14 protein-coding genes are annotated in these 15,797 nt (G+C 60.5%); 13 read left to right on the top strand and 1 reads right to left on the bottom strand.

The window, feature by feature from the left end; genetic code table 11:
• The first annotated feature begins 428 nt into the window (after nt 1–428).
• Nucleotides 429–1,349, top strand: a complete 921-nt coding sequence (gene argF, locus KUA23_RS05915) for an ornithine carbamoyltransferase (protein WP_034102406.1) — start codon at nt 429–431, stop codon at nt 1,347–1,349.
• Nucleotides 1,346–2,455: an ABC transporter ATP-binding protein gene (locus tag KUA23_RS05910; protein WP_078047115.1), complete on the top strand. Its 1,110-nt coding sequence runs from the start codon at nt 1,346–1,348 to the stop codon at nt 2,453–2,455. The genes argF and KUA23_RS05910 overlap by 4 nt, the downstream gene beginning before the upstream one ends.
• 131 nt (nt 2,456–2,586) lie before the next feature.
• On the opposite strand, the gene ybaK is transcribed toward KUA23_RS05910, so the two are convergent.
• Entirely contained in the window at nt 2,587–3,057 is a 471-nt protein-coding gene (gene ybaK / locus KUA23_RS05905) for a Cys-tRNA(Pro) deacylase (protein ID WP_078047114.1), read from the bottom strand.
• A gap of 328 nt (nt 3,058–3,385) precedes the next feature.
• Between ybaK and KUA23_RS05900 the strand changes: the two genes are divergently transcribed.
• The 11 genes from KUA23_RS05900 to KUA23_RS05850 all read left to right on the top strand — a co-directional run bounded on the left by KUA23_RS05900 (nt 3,386) and on the right by KUA23_RS05850 (nt 15,777).
• Complete coding sequence (locus KUA23_RS05900; protein ID WP_252993576.1) at nt 3,386–4,243, top strand: MIP/aquaporin family protein; 858 nt, start codon at nt 3,386–3,388, stop codon at nt 4,241–4,243.
• Between the two features lie 81 nt (nt 4,244–4,324).
• On the top strand, nt 4,325–5,830 hold the full coding sequence (gene glpK / locus KUA23_RS05895; RefSeq protein ID WP_034102403.1) for a glycerol kinase GlpK: 1,506 nt from the start codon (nt 4,325–4,327) through the stop codon (nt 5,828–5,830).
• 95 nt (nt 5,831–5,925) lie between these two features.
• A complete protein-coding gene (locus KUA23_RS05890) occupies nt 5,926–6,681 on the top strand; it encodes a DeoR/GlpR family transcriptional regulator (protein WP_025856881.1) in 756 nt (251 codons plus the stop codon).
• Between the two features lie 201 nt (nt 6,682–6,882).
• Nucleotides 6,883–8,421: a glycerol-3-phosphate dehydrogenase gene (gene glpD, locus KUA23_RS05885; protein ID WP_099494169.1), complete on the top strand. Its 1,539-nt coding sequence runs from the start codon at nt 6,883–6,885 to the stop codon at nt 8,419–8,421.
• 324 nt (nt 8,422–8,745) lie between these two features.
• Nucleotides 8,746–9,672 carry a glutamate/aspartate ABC transporter substrate-binding protein gene (locus KUA23_RS05880; RefSeq protein WP_010212760.1) on the top strand — a complete coding sequence of 309 codons (927 nt, stop codon included), beginning with the start codon at nt 8,746–8,748 and terminating at the stop codon, nt 9,670–9,672.
• 194 nt (nt 9,673–9,866) lie between these two features.
• A complete protein-coding gene (locus KUA23_RS05875) occupies nt 9,867–10,613 on the top strand; it encodes an amino acid ABC transporter permease (protein ID WP_071488705.1) in 747 nt (248 codons plus the stop codon).
• Entirely contained in the window at nt 10,613–11,284 is a 672-nt protein-coding gene (locus tag KUA23_RS05870; protein ID WP_078047112.1) for an amino acid ABC transporter permease, read from the top strand. Before KUA23_RS05875 ends, KUA23_RS05870 begins: the two co-directional genes overlap by 1 nt.
• Nucleotides 11,281–12,015, top strand: a complete 735-nt coding sequence (locus KUA23_RS05865; protein ID WP_034102398.1) for an amino acid ABC transporter ATP-binding protein — start codon at nt 11,281–11,283, stop codon at nt 12,013–12,015. Before KUA23_RS05870 ends, KUA23_RS05865 begins: the two co-directional genes overlap by 4 nt.
• A 176-nt stretch (nt 12,016–12,191) precedes the next feature.
• A complete protein-coding gene (gene aauS / locus KUA23_RS05860) occupies nt 12,192–14,093 on the top strand; it encodes a two-component sensor histidine kinase AauS (protein WP_099494168.1) in 1,902 nt (633 codons plus the stop codon).
• Nucleotides 14,090–15,439 (top strand): two-component response regulator AauR, encoded by a 1,350-nt coding sequence (gene aauR / locus KUA23_RS05855; RefSeq protein ID WP_078047110.1) that lies wholly within the window; start codon nt 14,090–14,092, stop codon nt 15,437–15,439. Before aauS ends, aauR begins: the two co-directional genes overlap by 4 nt.
• Nucleotides 15,439–15,777: a GlpM family protein gene (locus KUA23_RS05850; protein ID WP_028619050.1), complete on the top strand. Its 339-nt coding sequence runs from the start codon at nt 15,439–15,441 to the stop codon at nt 15,775–15,777. Before aauR ends, KUA23_RS05850 begins: the two co-directional genes overlap by 1 nt.
• Nucleotides 15,778–15,797: the final 20 nt, after the last annotated feature.

Below are 15,797 nucleotides of genomic sequence, written 5' to 3'. Positions count from 1 at the left end.
TCTCTTATCAGGGCTTTGATTCCACTATGGGCCGCTGAAGGCCAAGGCACCACCAACGTCAGTGCCGTGAATCGACAAGCATCAGGCCCGGCCATGGCTAAGCATGAGCAAATGTTTCAGAAACTTCGCACAGCCACGCTGAAACCGACTCAGCCTGGCCCGCAGCCGCCTCCGCGCATTGCAAAAGGTTGTGACGCCAGTGTACAAATGACCCGCTGCTGTCTGGTATTCGTCTTCAAAAGCGCTCCGGCGCCCTGCTTGAACACCCCTAAAAACCGTAGCCCTATTGGTAAGACGCGACATTTAATTATAAGATCGCGCCTTCCCCTATTTCGTCGCCCCGTGCGGCTTTCGCCGCAGGTCTCGCCCGTTGTCACAATAAACAAGGCTTTGAGTATCTGCGGTCTGTTGCAAAAAGGTAGTTAATGATGAGCGCAAGGCACTTTCTCTCCCTGATGGATTGCACGCCCGAAGAGCTGGTCAGCGTGATCCGTCGAGGCATTGAGCTTAAAGACCTGCGTAACCGCGGCGTACTGTTCGAGCCTTTGAAAAACCGCGTGCTCGGGATGATTTTCGAGAAGTCGTCGACCCGCACCCGCGTGTCCTTCGAAGCCGGCATGATCCAACTGGGTGGCCAGGCCATCTTCTTGTCCTCGCGCGACACCCAATTGGGCCGTGGCGAGCCAATCGCCGACAGCGCCATCGTCCTCTCGAGCATGCTTGATGCGGTGATGATCCGTACCTTTGCCCACAGCACCGTGACCGAATTTTCCGCCAACTCCCGCGTGCCGGTGATCAACGGCCTGTCCGATGACCTGCACCCGTGCCAGTTGCTGGCCGACATGCAAACGTTCCTCGAACACCGTGGCTCGATCCAGGGCAAGACCGTGGCCTGGATCGGCGACGGCAACAACATGTGCAACAGCTATATAGAAGCCGCCATCCAGTTCGACTTCCACCTACGCGTTGCCTGCCCGGAAGGCTACGAGCCGGACGCGCGCTTCCTGGCACAGGCCGGTGACCGTGTGACCCTCGTGCGCGACCCACGCGACGCCGTGATTGGCGCGCACCTGGTGAGCACCGACGTCTGGACCTCCATGGGCCAGGAAGACGAGACCACCCAGCGCCTGGCCCTGTTCGCGCCGTACCAAGTGAACCGCGCGCTGCTCGACCTGGCCGCGCCGGATGTGCTGTTCATGCACTGCCTGCCAGCCCACCGTGGTGAAGAGATCAGCCTCGACTTGCTCGACGACCCACGCTCGGTCGCCTGGGACCAGGCTGAAAACCGCCTGCACGCGCAAAAGGCGCTGCTCGAATTCCTCGTTCCGCCGTCGTACCACCACGCATGAGCCATTCATTACTGCTGAACCTGCGCAATCTGGCATGCGGCTATCAAGATCAACGGGTGGTGCAGAACCTCAATCTGCACCTCAACGCCGGCGACATCGGTTGCCTGCTGGGTTCTTCGGGCTGCGGCAAAACCACCACGCTGCGGGCGATTGCCGGGTTTGAGCCGGTGCACGAAGGTGAAATCAGCCTGGCGGGTGAAGTGATCTCCAGTGCCGGTTTCACACTGGCACCAGAGAAACGTCGTATCGGGATGGTGTTCCAGGACTACGCACTGTTTCCTCACTTGAGCGTGGCCGACAACATTGCCTTCGGTATTCGCAAGCATCCGCAGAAAGACCGCGTGGTGGCTGAGTTGCTGGAGCTGGTCAACCTGAAGAACCTGGGCAAGCGCTTTCCCCACGAGCTTTCCGGCGGCCAACAACAACGCGTCGCCCTCGCCCGCGCGTTGGCGCCGGAGCCGGCCCTGTTGTTGCTGGATGAACCCTTTTCCAACCTCGATGGCGAGTTGCGGCGCAAGCTCAGCCACGAGGTGCGCGACATTCTCAAGGCACGCGGCACCAGCGCGATCCTGGTGACCCACGACCAGGAAGAAGCCTTTGCCGTCAGCGATCAGGTCGGCGTGTTCAAAGAGGGCCGGCTTGAACAGTGGGACACGCCCTACAACCTCTATCACGAACCGCAGACGCCCTACGTCGCCAGCTTTATCGGCCAGGGTTACTTCATCCGTGGCCAATTGAGTTCGCCGGAATCGGTCAGCACCGAGCTGGGTGAGTTGCGCGGCAACCGCGCCTACACCTGGCCCACCGGCGGCGCGGTGGACGTGCTACTGCGCCCGGACGACATCGTCTACGCCCCGGACAGCGGTTTGAAAGCGCGGATCGTCGGCAAGACCTTCCTCGGCGCGTCGACCTTGTATCGCCTGCAACTGCCGACCGGCGCGCAGCTGGAGTCGATTTTCCCGAGCCATGCCGACCATCAGGTCGGTGCGGATGTGGGGATCCGTGTAGCCGCCGAACACCTGGTGCTGTTCCAGGCCTCAGGCAGCACCGCCGCGCAGATTCCTCAAGTCGAATCCGGCGTGCGCCGCTACAGCCCCGCCAACTGAAGAAACCGGATCAACCTGGGAGCGGGCTTGCTCGCGAAAACGGAGTGTCAGTCGACCTATTGATTGACTGATACACCGCCTTCGCGAGCAAGCCCGCTCCCACACCTGGCTCATACACGTCTAAATGGACGTCAGGCGCGACCAATCGGCGCGAACTTGGCCTGGGTATGCTCAGCCAGCACCACGGCTGGCAACTCAACCTCCAAGCCCCTTCTCCCCGCACTCACAAAAATCGTCGCAAATGGCTGCGCCGTCACATCGATAAACGTGCGCAACCGCTTCTTCTGCCCCAACGGACTGATGCCGCCCAACAGGTAACCGGTGGAACGTTGCGCGGCTGCCGGGTCGGCCATTTCGACTTTCTTGACGCCTGCCGCCTGCGCCAGGGCTTTCAGGTCCAGACTTCCGACGACCGGCACCACTGCCACCAATAATTCACCCTTCTCACTGCTGGCCAGTAAGGTCTTGAACACCCGCGCCGGGTCGAGGCCCAATTTCTCCGCGGCTTCCAGCCCATATGACGCCGCCTTGGGGTCATGTTCGTAACTGTGGATTCGATGTTCGGCGCGAACTTTTTTCAACAGGTCCAATGCGGGCGTCATGGCGGCTCCGAGGCGTGGCAAACAGATGGCCAATTCTAGGCCAAGCCCACATAAAACGCTCTAGTCCGCACTCTCTTGCGGTACACGCGAAATGTGCCAAGCGTGATCATTCACCAAACCAATAGTTTGAAAGTGACTGACAGTTCACTTTCGACCTTTGACAGCCGTCATTCTTGTCTATATTTTTTCGTTTCCGAATACTGTAGGAATAGACCCGCAGTATTGAAGCAGTAAGCCGCGACCGGGATGGGGATCCTTGCCACGGTGAAAATCGCGCAACAATCCGTTGAGGTTGTGCGCCAGACAAGAACAACAACTGAGGTTTTCCATGACAACTGCTCTTCAACAGCCTTCACTTTCGAGCCAATGCATGGCCGAGTTCCTGGGGACTGCGCTTCTGATCTTCTTCGGTACAGGATGTGTCGCTGCGCTCAAGGTCGCGGGTGCCAGCTTTGGCTTGTGGGAGATCAGTATCATCTGGGGGGTTGGCGTCAGCATGGCGATCTACCTGAGCGCCGGTATTTCCGGGGCCCACCTCAACCCGGCCGTCAGCATCGCGCTGTGTATTTTCGCTGACTTCGAAAAGCGCAAACTGCCCTTCTATATTCTCGCTCAGATCGCCGGCGCCTTCTGCTCGGCGGCCTTGGTGTACACGCTCTACAGCAATCTGTTTTTCGATTACGAACAAACCCACCATATGGTGCGTGGCTCCCAGGCCAGCCTGGAATTGGCGTCGGTGTTCTCCACCTATCCCCATGCGCTGCTGAGCACTGCCCAGGCGTTCCTGGTGGAAATGGTCATCACCGCCATCCTGATGGGCGTGATCATGGCCTTGACCGATGACAACAACGGCCTGCCCCGCGGCCCGTTGGCCCCGCTGCTGATTGGCCTGCTGATCGCCGTGATCGGCAGCGCAATGGGCCCACTGACTGGCTTTGCGATGAACCCGGCGCGGGATTTCGGGCCCAAGCTGATGACCTTTTTCGCTGGCTGGGGTGAAATGGCCTTTACGGGCGGCCGCGATATTCCTTACTTCCTGGTGCCGATTTTCGCGCCGATTGTGGGTGCATGCCTCGGTGCTGCGGCCTATCGCGGGCTGATTGCCCGCCACCTGCCGAGCGCCGCACCTGCTATAGCTGAAGAAACACCTGACACGGCTGTCAACTGCAAGACGCGTATTTCCTGATAGCGCTGGCCGGGTCCCCACTGCCTCTTTACGGACCCGGCTGATTCCTTACTTCCTTATTTTCCGTCCAAGGCAATCGACATGACCGACATTCAGAATAAGAACTACATCATTGCCCTTGATCAGGGCACCACCAGTTCCCGCGCGATCATCTTTGATCGTGACGCCAACGTGGTCTGCACCGCCCAGCGTGAATTCACTCAGCATTACCCACAAGCCGGTTGGGTCGAGCATGACCCGATGGAAATCTTCGCCACCCAGAGTGCGGTGATGGTCGAAGCGCTGGCACAGGCCGGCCTGCACCATGACCAGGTTGCTGCCATCGGCATCACCAACCAGCGTGAAACCACCGTGGTGTGGGACAAAGTCACCGGTCGCCCGATCTACAACGCGATCGTCTGGCAATGCCGCCGTAGCACCGAGATCTGCCAGCAGCTCAAGCGCGATGGCCACGAGCAATACATCAATGACACCACTGGCCTGGTCACCGACCCGTACTTCTCCGGCACCAAGCTCAAGTGGATCCTCGACAACGTCGAAGGCAGCCGCGAGCGTGCGCGCAACGGCGAACTGCTGTTCGGCACCATCGACAGCTGGCTGATCTGGAAATTTACCGGCGGCAAGACCCACGTCACCGACTACACCAACGCCTCGCGCACCATGCTCTTCAACATCCACACGCTGGAGTGGGACGCGAAGATGCTGGAGATCCTCGACGTACCGCGCGAAATGCTGCCGGAAGTCAAATCCTCCTCGGAAATCTACGGCCGCACCAAGAGCGGCATCGCCATCGGCGGTATCGCCGGTGACCAGCAAGCGGCACTGTTCGGCCAAATGTGCGTCGAAGCCGGCCAAGCCAAGAACACCTACGGCACCGGTTGCTTCCTGCTGATGAACACCGGCGACAAGGCGGTGAAATCCAAGCACGGCATGCTCACCACCATCGCCTGCGGCCCGCGCGGCGAAGTGGCCTACGCCCTGGAAGGCGCAGTGTTCAACGGCGGTTCCACTGTGCAGTGGCTGCGTGACGAGCTGAAGATCATCGCCGATGCCACCGACACCGAATACTTCGCCGGCAAGGTCAAGGACAGCAACGGCGTGTACCTGGTGCCAGCCTTCACCGGCCTGGGCGCGCCTTACTGGGACCCGTACGCCCGTGGCGCACTGTTCGGCCTGACCCGTGGCGTACGCGTGGATCACATTATTCGTGCAGCGCTGGAGTCGATTGCCTACCAGACCCGTGACGTGCTCGACGCCATGCAACAGGACTCCGGCGAACGCCTCAAGGCCCTGCGTGTGGACGGCGGCGCCGTGGCCAACAACTTCCTGATGCAATTCCAGGCCGATATCCTCGGCACCCAGGTCGAGCGCCCGCAAATGCGTGAAACCACCGCACTCGGCGCCGCCTACCTGGCTGGCCTGGCGTGCGGCTTCTGGGGCAGCCTGGACGAGTTGCGCGGCAAGGCGGTGATCGAGCGCGAATTCGAACCACAACTGGACGAAGCGGCCAAAGAGAAGCTCTACGCCGGCTGGCAAAAAGCAGTCAGCCGCACCCGTGACTGGGAACCGCACGAAGGCGCTGAATAAGCCAAGCGCCGGACCCATATAGGGTTGTAACTGGCAGGGAGCGGATTCCTGCGTCATCATGGGCCACTTTTGTATGGCAGCCCAAAGGACGCCCCATGAATCTGCCTCCACGCCAACAACAAATCCTCGAACTGGTCCGCGAACGCGGCTATGTCAGTATCGAGGAAATGGCGCAGCTATTCGTTGTCACCCCGCAAACCATCCGCCGCGACATCAACCAACTGGCGGACGCCAATCTGCTGCGCCGCTACCACGGCGGCGCGGCCTATGATTCCAGTGTCGAGAACACCGCGTACGCCATGCGTGCGGACCAGATGCGCGACGAGAAACAGCGCATCGGCGAAGCCATCGCCGCGCAAATCCCCGATCACGCCTCGCTGTTCATCAATATCGGCACCACCACCGAATCCATCGCGCGCGCGCTGCTCAACCACAATCACCTGAAAATCATCACCAACAACCTCAACGTCGCCACCATGCTCAGTGCCAAGGACGACTTTGACGTGCTGCTCACCGGTGGCAATGTGCGCCGTGACGGCGGTGTAGTGGGCCAGGCGAGTGTCGACTTTATCAACCAGTTCAAGGTCGACTTTGCGTTGGTGGGTATCAGCGGTATCGATGAAGACGGCAGTCTGCTGGACTTTGATTACCAGGAAGTACGCGTATCCCAGGCGATTATCGCCAATGCACGCCAGGTGATCCTGGCGGCGGACTCCAGCAAATTCGGGCGCAACGCCATGATTCGCCTGGGCCCGATCAGTTTGGTGGACTGCCTGGTGACCGACCAGCAGCCAGTGCCGGCGCTGGTGCAGCTGTTGAGCCAGCATAAGGTTCGACTGGAAGTCGTGTAACCCTGGGGTGAGCGGGCTTGCCCCGCTCACCACATCAGTAGCTTGTCCCGCCCGCAGATGTTCACAAATTTTCCTTTCCAGCCGCTTCGATGAGTTTTTTCAATCGAAGTCAGGTGGCTGTGCGCGCGTTTATCAGCTACCATTTTCGCAAATGAACATTAATGTTCGAATTCCAATACGAAAAGATCGCGAGGCCAGCCGATGAACCCTTCTACCTTGCCTGCCCCACCGCTTGCCGAAGTCTATGACGTTGCCGTTATCGGTGGCGGGATCAATGGCGTCGGCATTGCAGCAGACGCAGCCGGGCGCGGTTTGTCGGTATTCCTTTGCGAAAAGGATGACCTGGCCAGCCACACCTCCTCCGCCAGCAGCAAGCTGATCCACGGCGGCCTGCGTTACCTCGAACATTACGAATTCCGCCTGGTGCGCGAAGCGCTGGCCGAACGCGAAGTACTGTTGGCCAAGGCCCCGCATATCGTCAAGCAGATGCGCTTCGTGTTGCCGCACCGCCCGCACCTGCGCCCAGCGTGGATGATTCGTGCCGGCCTGTTCCTGTACGACCACTTGGGCAAGCGCGAAAAGCTCGCCGGTTCGAAAAGCCTCAAGTTCGGCCCTGACAGCCCGCTGAAAAGCGAAATCACCAAAGGCTTCGAATACTCCGACTGCTGGGTCGATGACGCCCGCCTGGTGGTGCTGAATGCCATGGCCGCCCGCGAAAAAGGCGCGCACATTCACACCCAGACCCGGTGCATCAGCGCACACCGCAGCAAGGGCCTGTGGGAAATGAACATGGAACGCGCCGACGGCAGCCTGTTCTCGATCCGCGCCCGCGCACTGGTGAACGCCGCCGGCCCATGGGTCGCCAAATTCATCAAGGACGACCTGAAGCTGGACTCGCCCTACGGCATCCGCCTGATCCAGGGCAGCCACCTGATCGTGCCGAAACTGTACGAAGGCGCCCACGCGCACATCCTGCAGAACGAAGACCAGCGCATCGTCTTCACCATTCCGTACCTGAATCACCTGACCATCATCGGCACCACCGACCGCGAATACACCGGCGACCCGGCTGCAGTTGCGATCACCGAGGGTGAAACCGACTACATGCTCAAGGTGGTCAACGCTCACTTCAAGAAGCAACTGAGCCGCGACGACATCGTCCACACCTACTCCGGCGTTCGCCCGCTGTGCAACGACGAGTCTGACAACCCGTCAGCCATCACGCGCGACTACACCCTGGCACTGTCCGGCGGCACGGGCGAGGCGCCGATCCTGTCGGTGTTTGGCGGCAAACTGACCACCTATCGCAAGCTGGCTGAATCGGCGATGGCGCAACTGGCCCCCTACTTCACCCACATGCGCCCAAGCTGGACTGCTACCGCCAGCCTGCCCGGCGGCGAAGACATGACCACGCCAGAAGCCTTGGCTGACGCCATCCGCAGCAAGTTCGACTGGGTGCCAAGCGAGATCGCGCGCCGTTGGTCCACCACCTACGGCAGCCGCACCTGGCGCCTGCTCGAAGGCGTGCAATCGCTGGCCGACCTGGGCGATCATCTGGGTGGTGGCCTGTACACCCGCGAGGTCGATTACCTGTGCACCGAGGAATGGGCAACCCAGCCTCAGGATGTGCTGTGGCGTCGCACCAAGCTTGGCCTGTTCACCACCCCGGAAGAACAGGACAACGTGCAGCGTTACCTGTCCAAGGTCGAGCAACACCGCGCAAAGATTGAAGCGGCCTGACCAGGCCGCCATAAAAAGCCCCTGTGCCACGAGGTCCAGGGGCTTTTTCATGCCTGCACCTTCCCTCTTTCACCATTCGGTTTTCCGAACGGCGTACACCGTACCATTCGGTTTGCCGGACCCATGCTTCGAAAACCAACCGTCACACAAAGTTAATTTTCTTATAAATCAAATAGATAACCTTTAATTCCAGGTATGGCACGACTCATGCTCTACACTCTTGGACGATTGCCTGAGACGCCTCAGGAGCCGTCACGGGCATTCGCTGTACAAGAGAGCCGTTTAGCCGGCTTCATAAAAAAAACAAATGTCGAGGAAGTATTGATGCGCATCGTTCCCCATATTCTGGGCGCAGCTATCGCTGCTGCTCTGATCAGCACTCCAGTGTTCGCCGCCGAACTCACCGGCACCCTGAAGAAGATCAACGACTCCGGCACCATCACTCTCGCTCACCGCGACAGCTCCATTCCGTTTTCCTACATCGCGGATGGTTCGGGCAAACCAGTGGGCTACTCCCACGACATTCAGCTGGCCGTCGTCGAGCAACTGAAAAAAGACCTGAACAAACCCGACCTGAAGGCCAAGTACAACCTGGTCACTTCACAAACCCGTATTCCGCTGATCCAGAACGGCACCGCGGACCTCGAGTGCGGCTCCACCACCAACAACGCCGAACGCGCCCAACAAGTTGATTTCACCGTCAACATCTTCGAAATCGGCACCCGCCTGCTGGTCAAGAAAGACAAGGATGGCAAGCCGAGCTACGCCGACTTCGCTGACCTGAAAGGCAAGAACGTCGTGACCACCGCTGGCACCACGTCCGAGCGCATCATCAAGGCGATGAACGCCGACAAGCAGATGGGCATGAACGTCATCTCCGCCAAAGACCACGGCGAATCCTTCCAAATGCTGGAAAGCGGCCGCGCCGTTGCGTTCATGATGGACGACGCCCTGCTGGCCGGTGAAGAAGCCAAGGCCAAGAAGCCGGACGACTGGGTCATCACCGGTACTCCGCAGTCCTTCGAAGCCTACGCTTGCATGGTTCGTAAAGACGACCCAGCCTTCAAGAAAGCGGTCGATGACGCCATCGTTGCCCTGTACAAATCCGGCGAAATCAACAAGATCTACAGCAAGTGGTTCGAGAGCCCGATCCCACCAAAAGGCCTGAACCTGAACTTCCCGATGAGCGACAAGGTTAAGGAGCTGATCGCAAACCCAAGCGACAAGCCAGCCCCTGACGTAAAAATCTGATACCTGACTAAGCTTATCTCCTGAGGGAGCCAACCCTCCCTCAGGCGTCTGTTACTACCTGCTGGCTTTACTTTGGAACACTCGACCTGGCGGTTTTCGAGCCGATCGCGTGTGCCTGGCGTTCATCGCCAGGCGGGAATGGATTTTCCCCAAGCGGGTGCTTGTACATCGATCGATCTCGAGGGGAGACCCTAATGAATTACAACTGGGACTGGGGCGTGTTCTTCAAGTCCACTGGCGTGGGCAGCGAGACTTATCTCGACTGGTACATCGCCGGTTTGGGCTGGACCATCGCCATCGCTGTCGTGGCATGGATTATCGCCTTGCTGCTGGGGTCCATTCTGGGCGTCATGCGCACCGTGCCAAACCGCATCGTAGCGGGCATCGCGACCTGCTATGTGGAACTGTTTCGTAACGTGCCGCTGCTGGTTCAGCTGTTTATCTGGTACTTCCTGGTACCCGACATGCTGCCGCAGAACCTGCAGGACTGGTACAAACAAGACCTCAACCCGACCACCTCGGCCTATCTGAGCGTTGTCGTGTGCCTGGGCCTGTTCACCGCCGCCCGTGTGTGTGAGCAAGTGCGTACCGGTATCCAGGCGCTGCCACGCGGCCAGGAATCCGCGGCACGCGCCATGGGCTTCAAGCTACCGCAGATCTACTGGAACGTGCTGCTGCCGCAGGCTTACCGGATCATCATTCCGCCGCTCACCTCGGAATTCCTCAACGTCTTCAAGAACTCCTCCGTGGCGTCCTTGATCGGCCTGATGGAACTGCTGGCGCAAACCAAACAGACCGCCGAGTTCTCGGCCAACCTGTTTGAAGCCTTCACCCTGGCCACGCTGATCTACTTCACCCTGAACATGAGCCTGATGCTGCTGATGCGCGTGGTCGAGAAGAAAGTCGCGGTGCCCGGCCTGATCTCCGTGGGGGGTAAATAATGGAATTCGATTTCAGCGGCATCATCCCCGCCATCCCGGGCCTGTGGAACGGCATGGTCATGACCTTGCAGTTGATGGTCATGGGCGTGATCGGCGGTATCGCGCTGGGTACGGTCCTGGCGCTGATGCGCCTGTCGTCCAGCAAACTGTTGTCCCGCGTGGCTGGCGCCTACGTGAACTACTTCCGCTCGATCCCGTTGCTGCTGGTGATCACCTGGTTCTACCTGGCGGTGCCGTTCGTGTTGCGCTGGATCACCGGCGAAGACACCCCGATCGGTGCGTTCACCTCGTGCGTCGTGGCCTTCATGATGTTCGAAGCCGCGTACTTCTGTGAAATCGTGCGGGCCGGCGTGCAGTCGATCCCCAAGGGCCAGATGGCGGCGGCACAGGCAATGGGCATGACCTATGGCCAGACCATGCGCCTGATCATCCTGCCCCAGGCGTTCCGCAAGATGACTCCGTTGCTGCTGCAACAGTCGATCATCCTGTTCCAGGACACCTCGCTGGTCTACACCGTGGGCCTGGTGGACTTCCTCAACTCCGCCCGCTCCAACGGCGACATCATCGGCCGCTCCAATGAGTTCCTGATCTTCGCCGGTGTCGTCTACTTCATCATCAGCTTTTCCGCCTCGCTGCTGGTCAAGCGTCTGCAAAAAAGGTTTGCCGTATGATCTCTATCAAGAACATCAACAAGTGGTATGGCGACTTCCAGGTGCTGACCGATTGCAGCACCGAGGTTAAAAAAGGCGAAGTGATCGTGGTGTGCGGGCCGTCCGGCTCGGGTAAATCCACCCTGATCAAGTGCGTCAACGCGCTGGAACCGTTCCAGAAAGGCGACGTGGTCGTGGACGGCACCTCGATTGCCGACCCGAAGACAGACCTGCCGAAACTGCGCTCGCGCGTGGGCATGGTGTTCCAGCACTTCGAGCTGTTCCCGCACCTGACCATTACCGAAAACCTGACCATCGCGCAGATCAAGGTGCTCGGCCGCAGCAAGGAAGAAGCCACCAAGAAGGGCCTGCAACTGCTGGAGCGCGTCGGCCTGTCGGCGCACGCCCACAAGCACCCGGGCCAGCTTTCCGGCGGCCAGCAACAACGTGTGGCAATCGCCCGCGCCCTGGCCATGGACCCGATCGTCATGCTGTTCGACGAACCGACCTCGGCGCTGGACCCGGAAATGGTCAACGAAGTGCTCGACGTGATGGTGCAACTGGCCCACGAAGGCATGACCATGATGTGCGTGACCCACGAAATGGGCTTCGCCCGCAAAGTCGCCGACCGCGTGATCTTCATGGACGCCGGCAAGATCATCGAAGACTGCCCGAAAGAGGAGTTCTTCGGCGACATCAACGCCCGCTCCGAACGCGCGCAGCACTTCCTTGAGAAAATCCTGCAGCACTAAAAAGCAGGCCCGTTTTCCCTGTGGGAACCGGTTTTGTGTAGGAGCTGGCTTGCCAGCGATAGAATCACCTCGGTGTCACAGACACACCGAGGTGCCTGCATCGCTGGCAGGCCAGCGCCTACATGAGCCATGTTCGTCACAGGGCTTGCGGCTCTGGTTGACCCAAGGCATCTGTGATGAAATGCGACCCCAACCAATTTCGCGCCGCACCGCCATCACTTGCCGTGAAACCACGTCTGATCCGCCAACTGTTCCTGCCACCGTTGATCATCGCCCTGATGATCGGCCTGGGTTATATCGGCTTCTGGATCAGTGAGTACTACGGCATCCGCACCCTCAGCGACACCGGCGAACGTCAGCTGGAGTTGCATGCCCGCACCGTCGAAAGCGAACTGAGCAAATACACCTACCTGCCCAGCCTGCTGGAACTGGAGTCCAGCGTCTCCACGCTGCTGGCCGACCCGAACCAGGAAACCCGCAAGACCGTCAACGATTATCTCGAAGGCCTGAACCGACGCAGTCGCAGTCGGGCCATCTACGTGATGGACACCACCGGCCGTGTGCTGGCCACCAGTAACTGGCGCGATGCCGACAGTTACCAGGGTGAAGACCTGTCCTTCCGCGCCTATTTCCAGAACGCCGTACGTGGCCAGCCCGGGCGTTTCTATGGCATCGGCAGCACCAACGGCGAACCCGGCTACTACCTGGCCCACGGCCTGGAGGAGCATGGCAAGATCATCGGTGTCGCCGTGGTCAAGGTGCGCCTCGAAGCCCTGGAAGAACGCTGGCAACGCGCACGCCTCGAAGCCTTTGTGAGCGACGAGAACGGCATCATCATTCTCTCCAGCGACCCGGCCCGCCGGCTCAAGGCCGTGCGCCCGCTGAGCGATGACACCAAGGACCGCCTGGCCCACAGCCTGCAATATTACTGGGCAACGCTGAACGAGCTGGAGCCCCTGGCCCGCGAGCGCCTCAACGAAGGTACCGAGAAACTGACCTTTCCCGCCAACAGCGAAGTGGTCAACGACGAGCATGAAGTCAGCTACCTGGCCCAGACCCGCCCGCTCAACGATACCCCCTGGAATTTCACCCTGCTGACCCCGCTCAACGACCTGCGCCGCGCCGCGATCAACCAGGGCATCCTGGTGGCGGTCGCGTTTGGCCTGGTGGCGTTTTTGCTGATTGCCTGGAACGAGCGTCGCAAGGTCATCGCCACCCGCCTCGCCGCGCGCGAAGCCCTGCAAGAAGCCAACAGCCAGCTGGAGCGGCGGATTGCCGAACGCACCGCCGACCTGCGCGCCAGCAATGAACGGCTCAAGGGCCAGATCCGTGAACGGCGCCAGGCCGAGGAAACCCTGCGCCGCGCCCAGGATGAACTGGTGCAGGCCGGCAAGTTGGCGGCCATCGGCCAGATGTCGACCAGCATTGCCCACGAATTGAACCAGCCCCTGGCCGCGCTGCGCACCCTGTCCGGCAACACCGTGCGCTTCCTCGAACGTGGCGCCCTGGATACTGCCAGCGCCAACCTCAAGACCATCAACGAACTGATCGACCGCATGGGCCGCATCACCGCCAGCCTGCGCTCCTTCGCCCGACGCGGCGACGATCAGGGTGAAGCCAGCCTCGCCAAGGCGGTGGACGCCACGTTCCAGGTACTCGGCGCACGCCTGGACAGCCTGCCACTGACCCTGCACCGCGACTTTTCCAACGCCCAACTGCAAATCGACCAGACGCGCCTGGAGCAGATCCTGGTCAACCTGATCGGCAATGCCCTCGACGCCATGCAAGCCCAACCGGCTCCCGAACTGTGGCTGGAAGGCAGCACCGTCGACGATAAATACCGCCTGCAAGTGCGCGACAATGGCCACGGCATCGACCCCGAGGCGCGCAAGCATTTGTTCGAACCGTTCTTCACCACCAAACCCGGCGAGCAAGGCCTGGGCCTGGGCCTGACCCTGTCCGCCAGCCTCGCAGCAGCCACCGGCGGCAACCTCGCCGTGGAGCACCCGGCCAGTGGTGGAACGGCCTTTGTCTTGTGCCTGCCGTTGGCGGGCGCTCAAAAAGCTGAGTCGACATGAATACAGACGCTACAGCCCTTAAAGACGACCTCACCGTACTGATCGTCGAAGACGACCCCCATGTGCTGCTGGGCTGCCAGCAAGCCCTGGCCCTGGAAGACATTCCCAGCGTCGGCGTGGGCAGTGCCGAAGAAGCATTGAAGCGTATTGGCGAGAACTTCGCGGGCATTGTGATCAGCGATATCCGCCTGCCGGGCATCGACGGCCTGGAGTTGCTCACGCGCCTCAAGGCCCTGGATAAAAGCCTGCCGGTGGTGCTGATCACCGGGCATGGCGATATCTCCATGGCCGTCGGCGCGATGCGCAACGGCGCCTACGACTTCATGGAAAAGCCCTTCTCCCCCGAACGCCTGGTCGATGTCGCCCGCCGCGCACTGGAGCAGCGCGGGCTGGCGCGGGAAGTCTGGTCGCTGCGCCGCCAACTGGCCGAGCGCGACTCGCTGGAAGGCCGCATCATTGGCCGTTCGCCAGCCATGCAGAACCTGCGCGAATTGATCGCCAACGTCGCCGACACCTCGGCCAACGTGCTGATCGAGGGTGAGACCGGCACCGGCAAGGAACTGGTCGCACGCTGCCTGCATGACTTCAGCCGCCGTCACTCCCACCAGTTCGTCGCCCTGAACTGCGGCGGGCTGCCGGAGAACCTGTTCGAGAGCGAGATCTTCGGCCACGAAGCCAACGCCTTTACCGGTGCGGGCAAGCGTCGCATCGGCAAGATCGAACACGCCCACGAAGGCACGCTGTTCCTCGACGAAGTGGAAAGCATGCCGATCAACCTGCAGATCAAACTGTTGCGGGTGTTGCAGGAACGCACCCTCGAACGCCTGGGTTCCAACCAGAGCGTCGCGGTGGATTGCCGAGTGATCGCCGCCACCAAGTCCGACCTCGACGAACTGAGCCGCGCCAGCCAGTTCCGCAGCGACCTGTACTACCGTCTCAACGTGGTGACGCTGGAACTGCCGCCCCTGCGCGAACGCCGCGAAGACATCCTGCAACTGTTCGAACACTTCCTGCAGCAGTCGTCACTGCGTTTTGACCGCAGTGTGCCAGAGCTGGACAACCAGACCCTGTCCAGCCTGATGAGCCACGACTGGCCCGGCAACGTGCGTGAACTGCGCAACGTCGCCGAACGCTTCGCCCTCGGCCTGCCCGCCTTCAAGAAAAGCGGCGCCAGCAGCGGCAGCCAGGGCCTGGCCTTTACCGAGGCGGTGGAAGCCTTCGAGCGCAACCTGCTCAACGACGCCCTGCAACGCAGCGGCGGCAACCTGACCCAGGCCAGCCAGGAATTGGGGATGGCCAAGACCACGCTGTTCGACAAAGTCAAAAAATACGGGTTGAGCCACTGATGGATCTGGTATTGAAGGCCGCCCTTGGCGCGGCAGTGGTGTTGATCCTGGCGGCGCTGGCCAAGACCAAGAACTACTACATCGCAGGCCTGGTGCCGCTGTTTCCGACCTTTGCGTTGATCGCCCACTACATCGTCGGCAAGGGCCGTTCGGTGGACGACTTAAAGACCACGATCCTGTTCGGGATGTGGTCGATCATTCCGTACTTCGTGTACCTGGCGACGTTGTATGTGATGGTGGATCGGATGCGGTTGGAAGCGTCACTGGCCGTGGCGGCGGTGGCGTGGTTGATGGCCGCTACGATATTGGTCAGCATCTGGGTCCGCGTTCACGCCTGACCCAACACGGTCAAAACTGT

The organism is Pseudomonas pergaminensis (genome assembly GCF_024112395.2).
Lineage (GTDB): Bacteria > Pseudomonadota > Gammaproteobacteria > Pseudomonadales > Pseudomonadaceae > Aquipseudomonas > Aquipseudomonas pergaminensis.
This window is presented reverse-complemented; position numbering and strand designations above follow the sequence as displayed.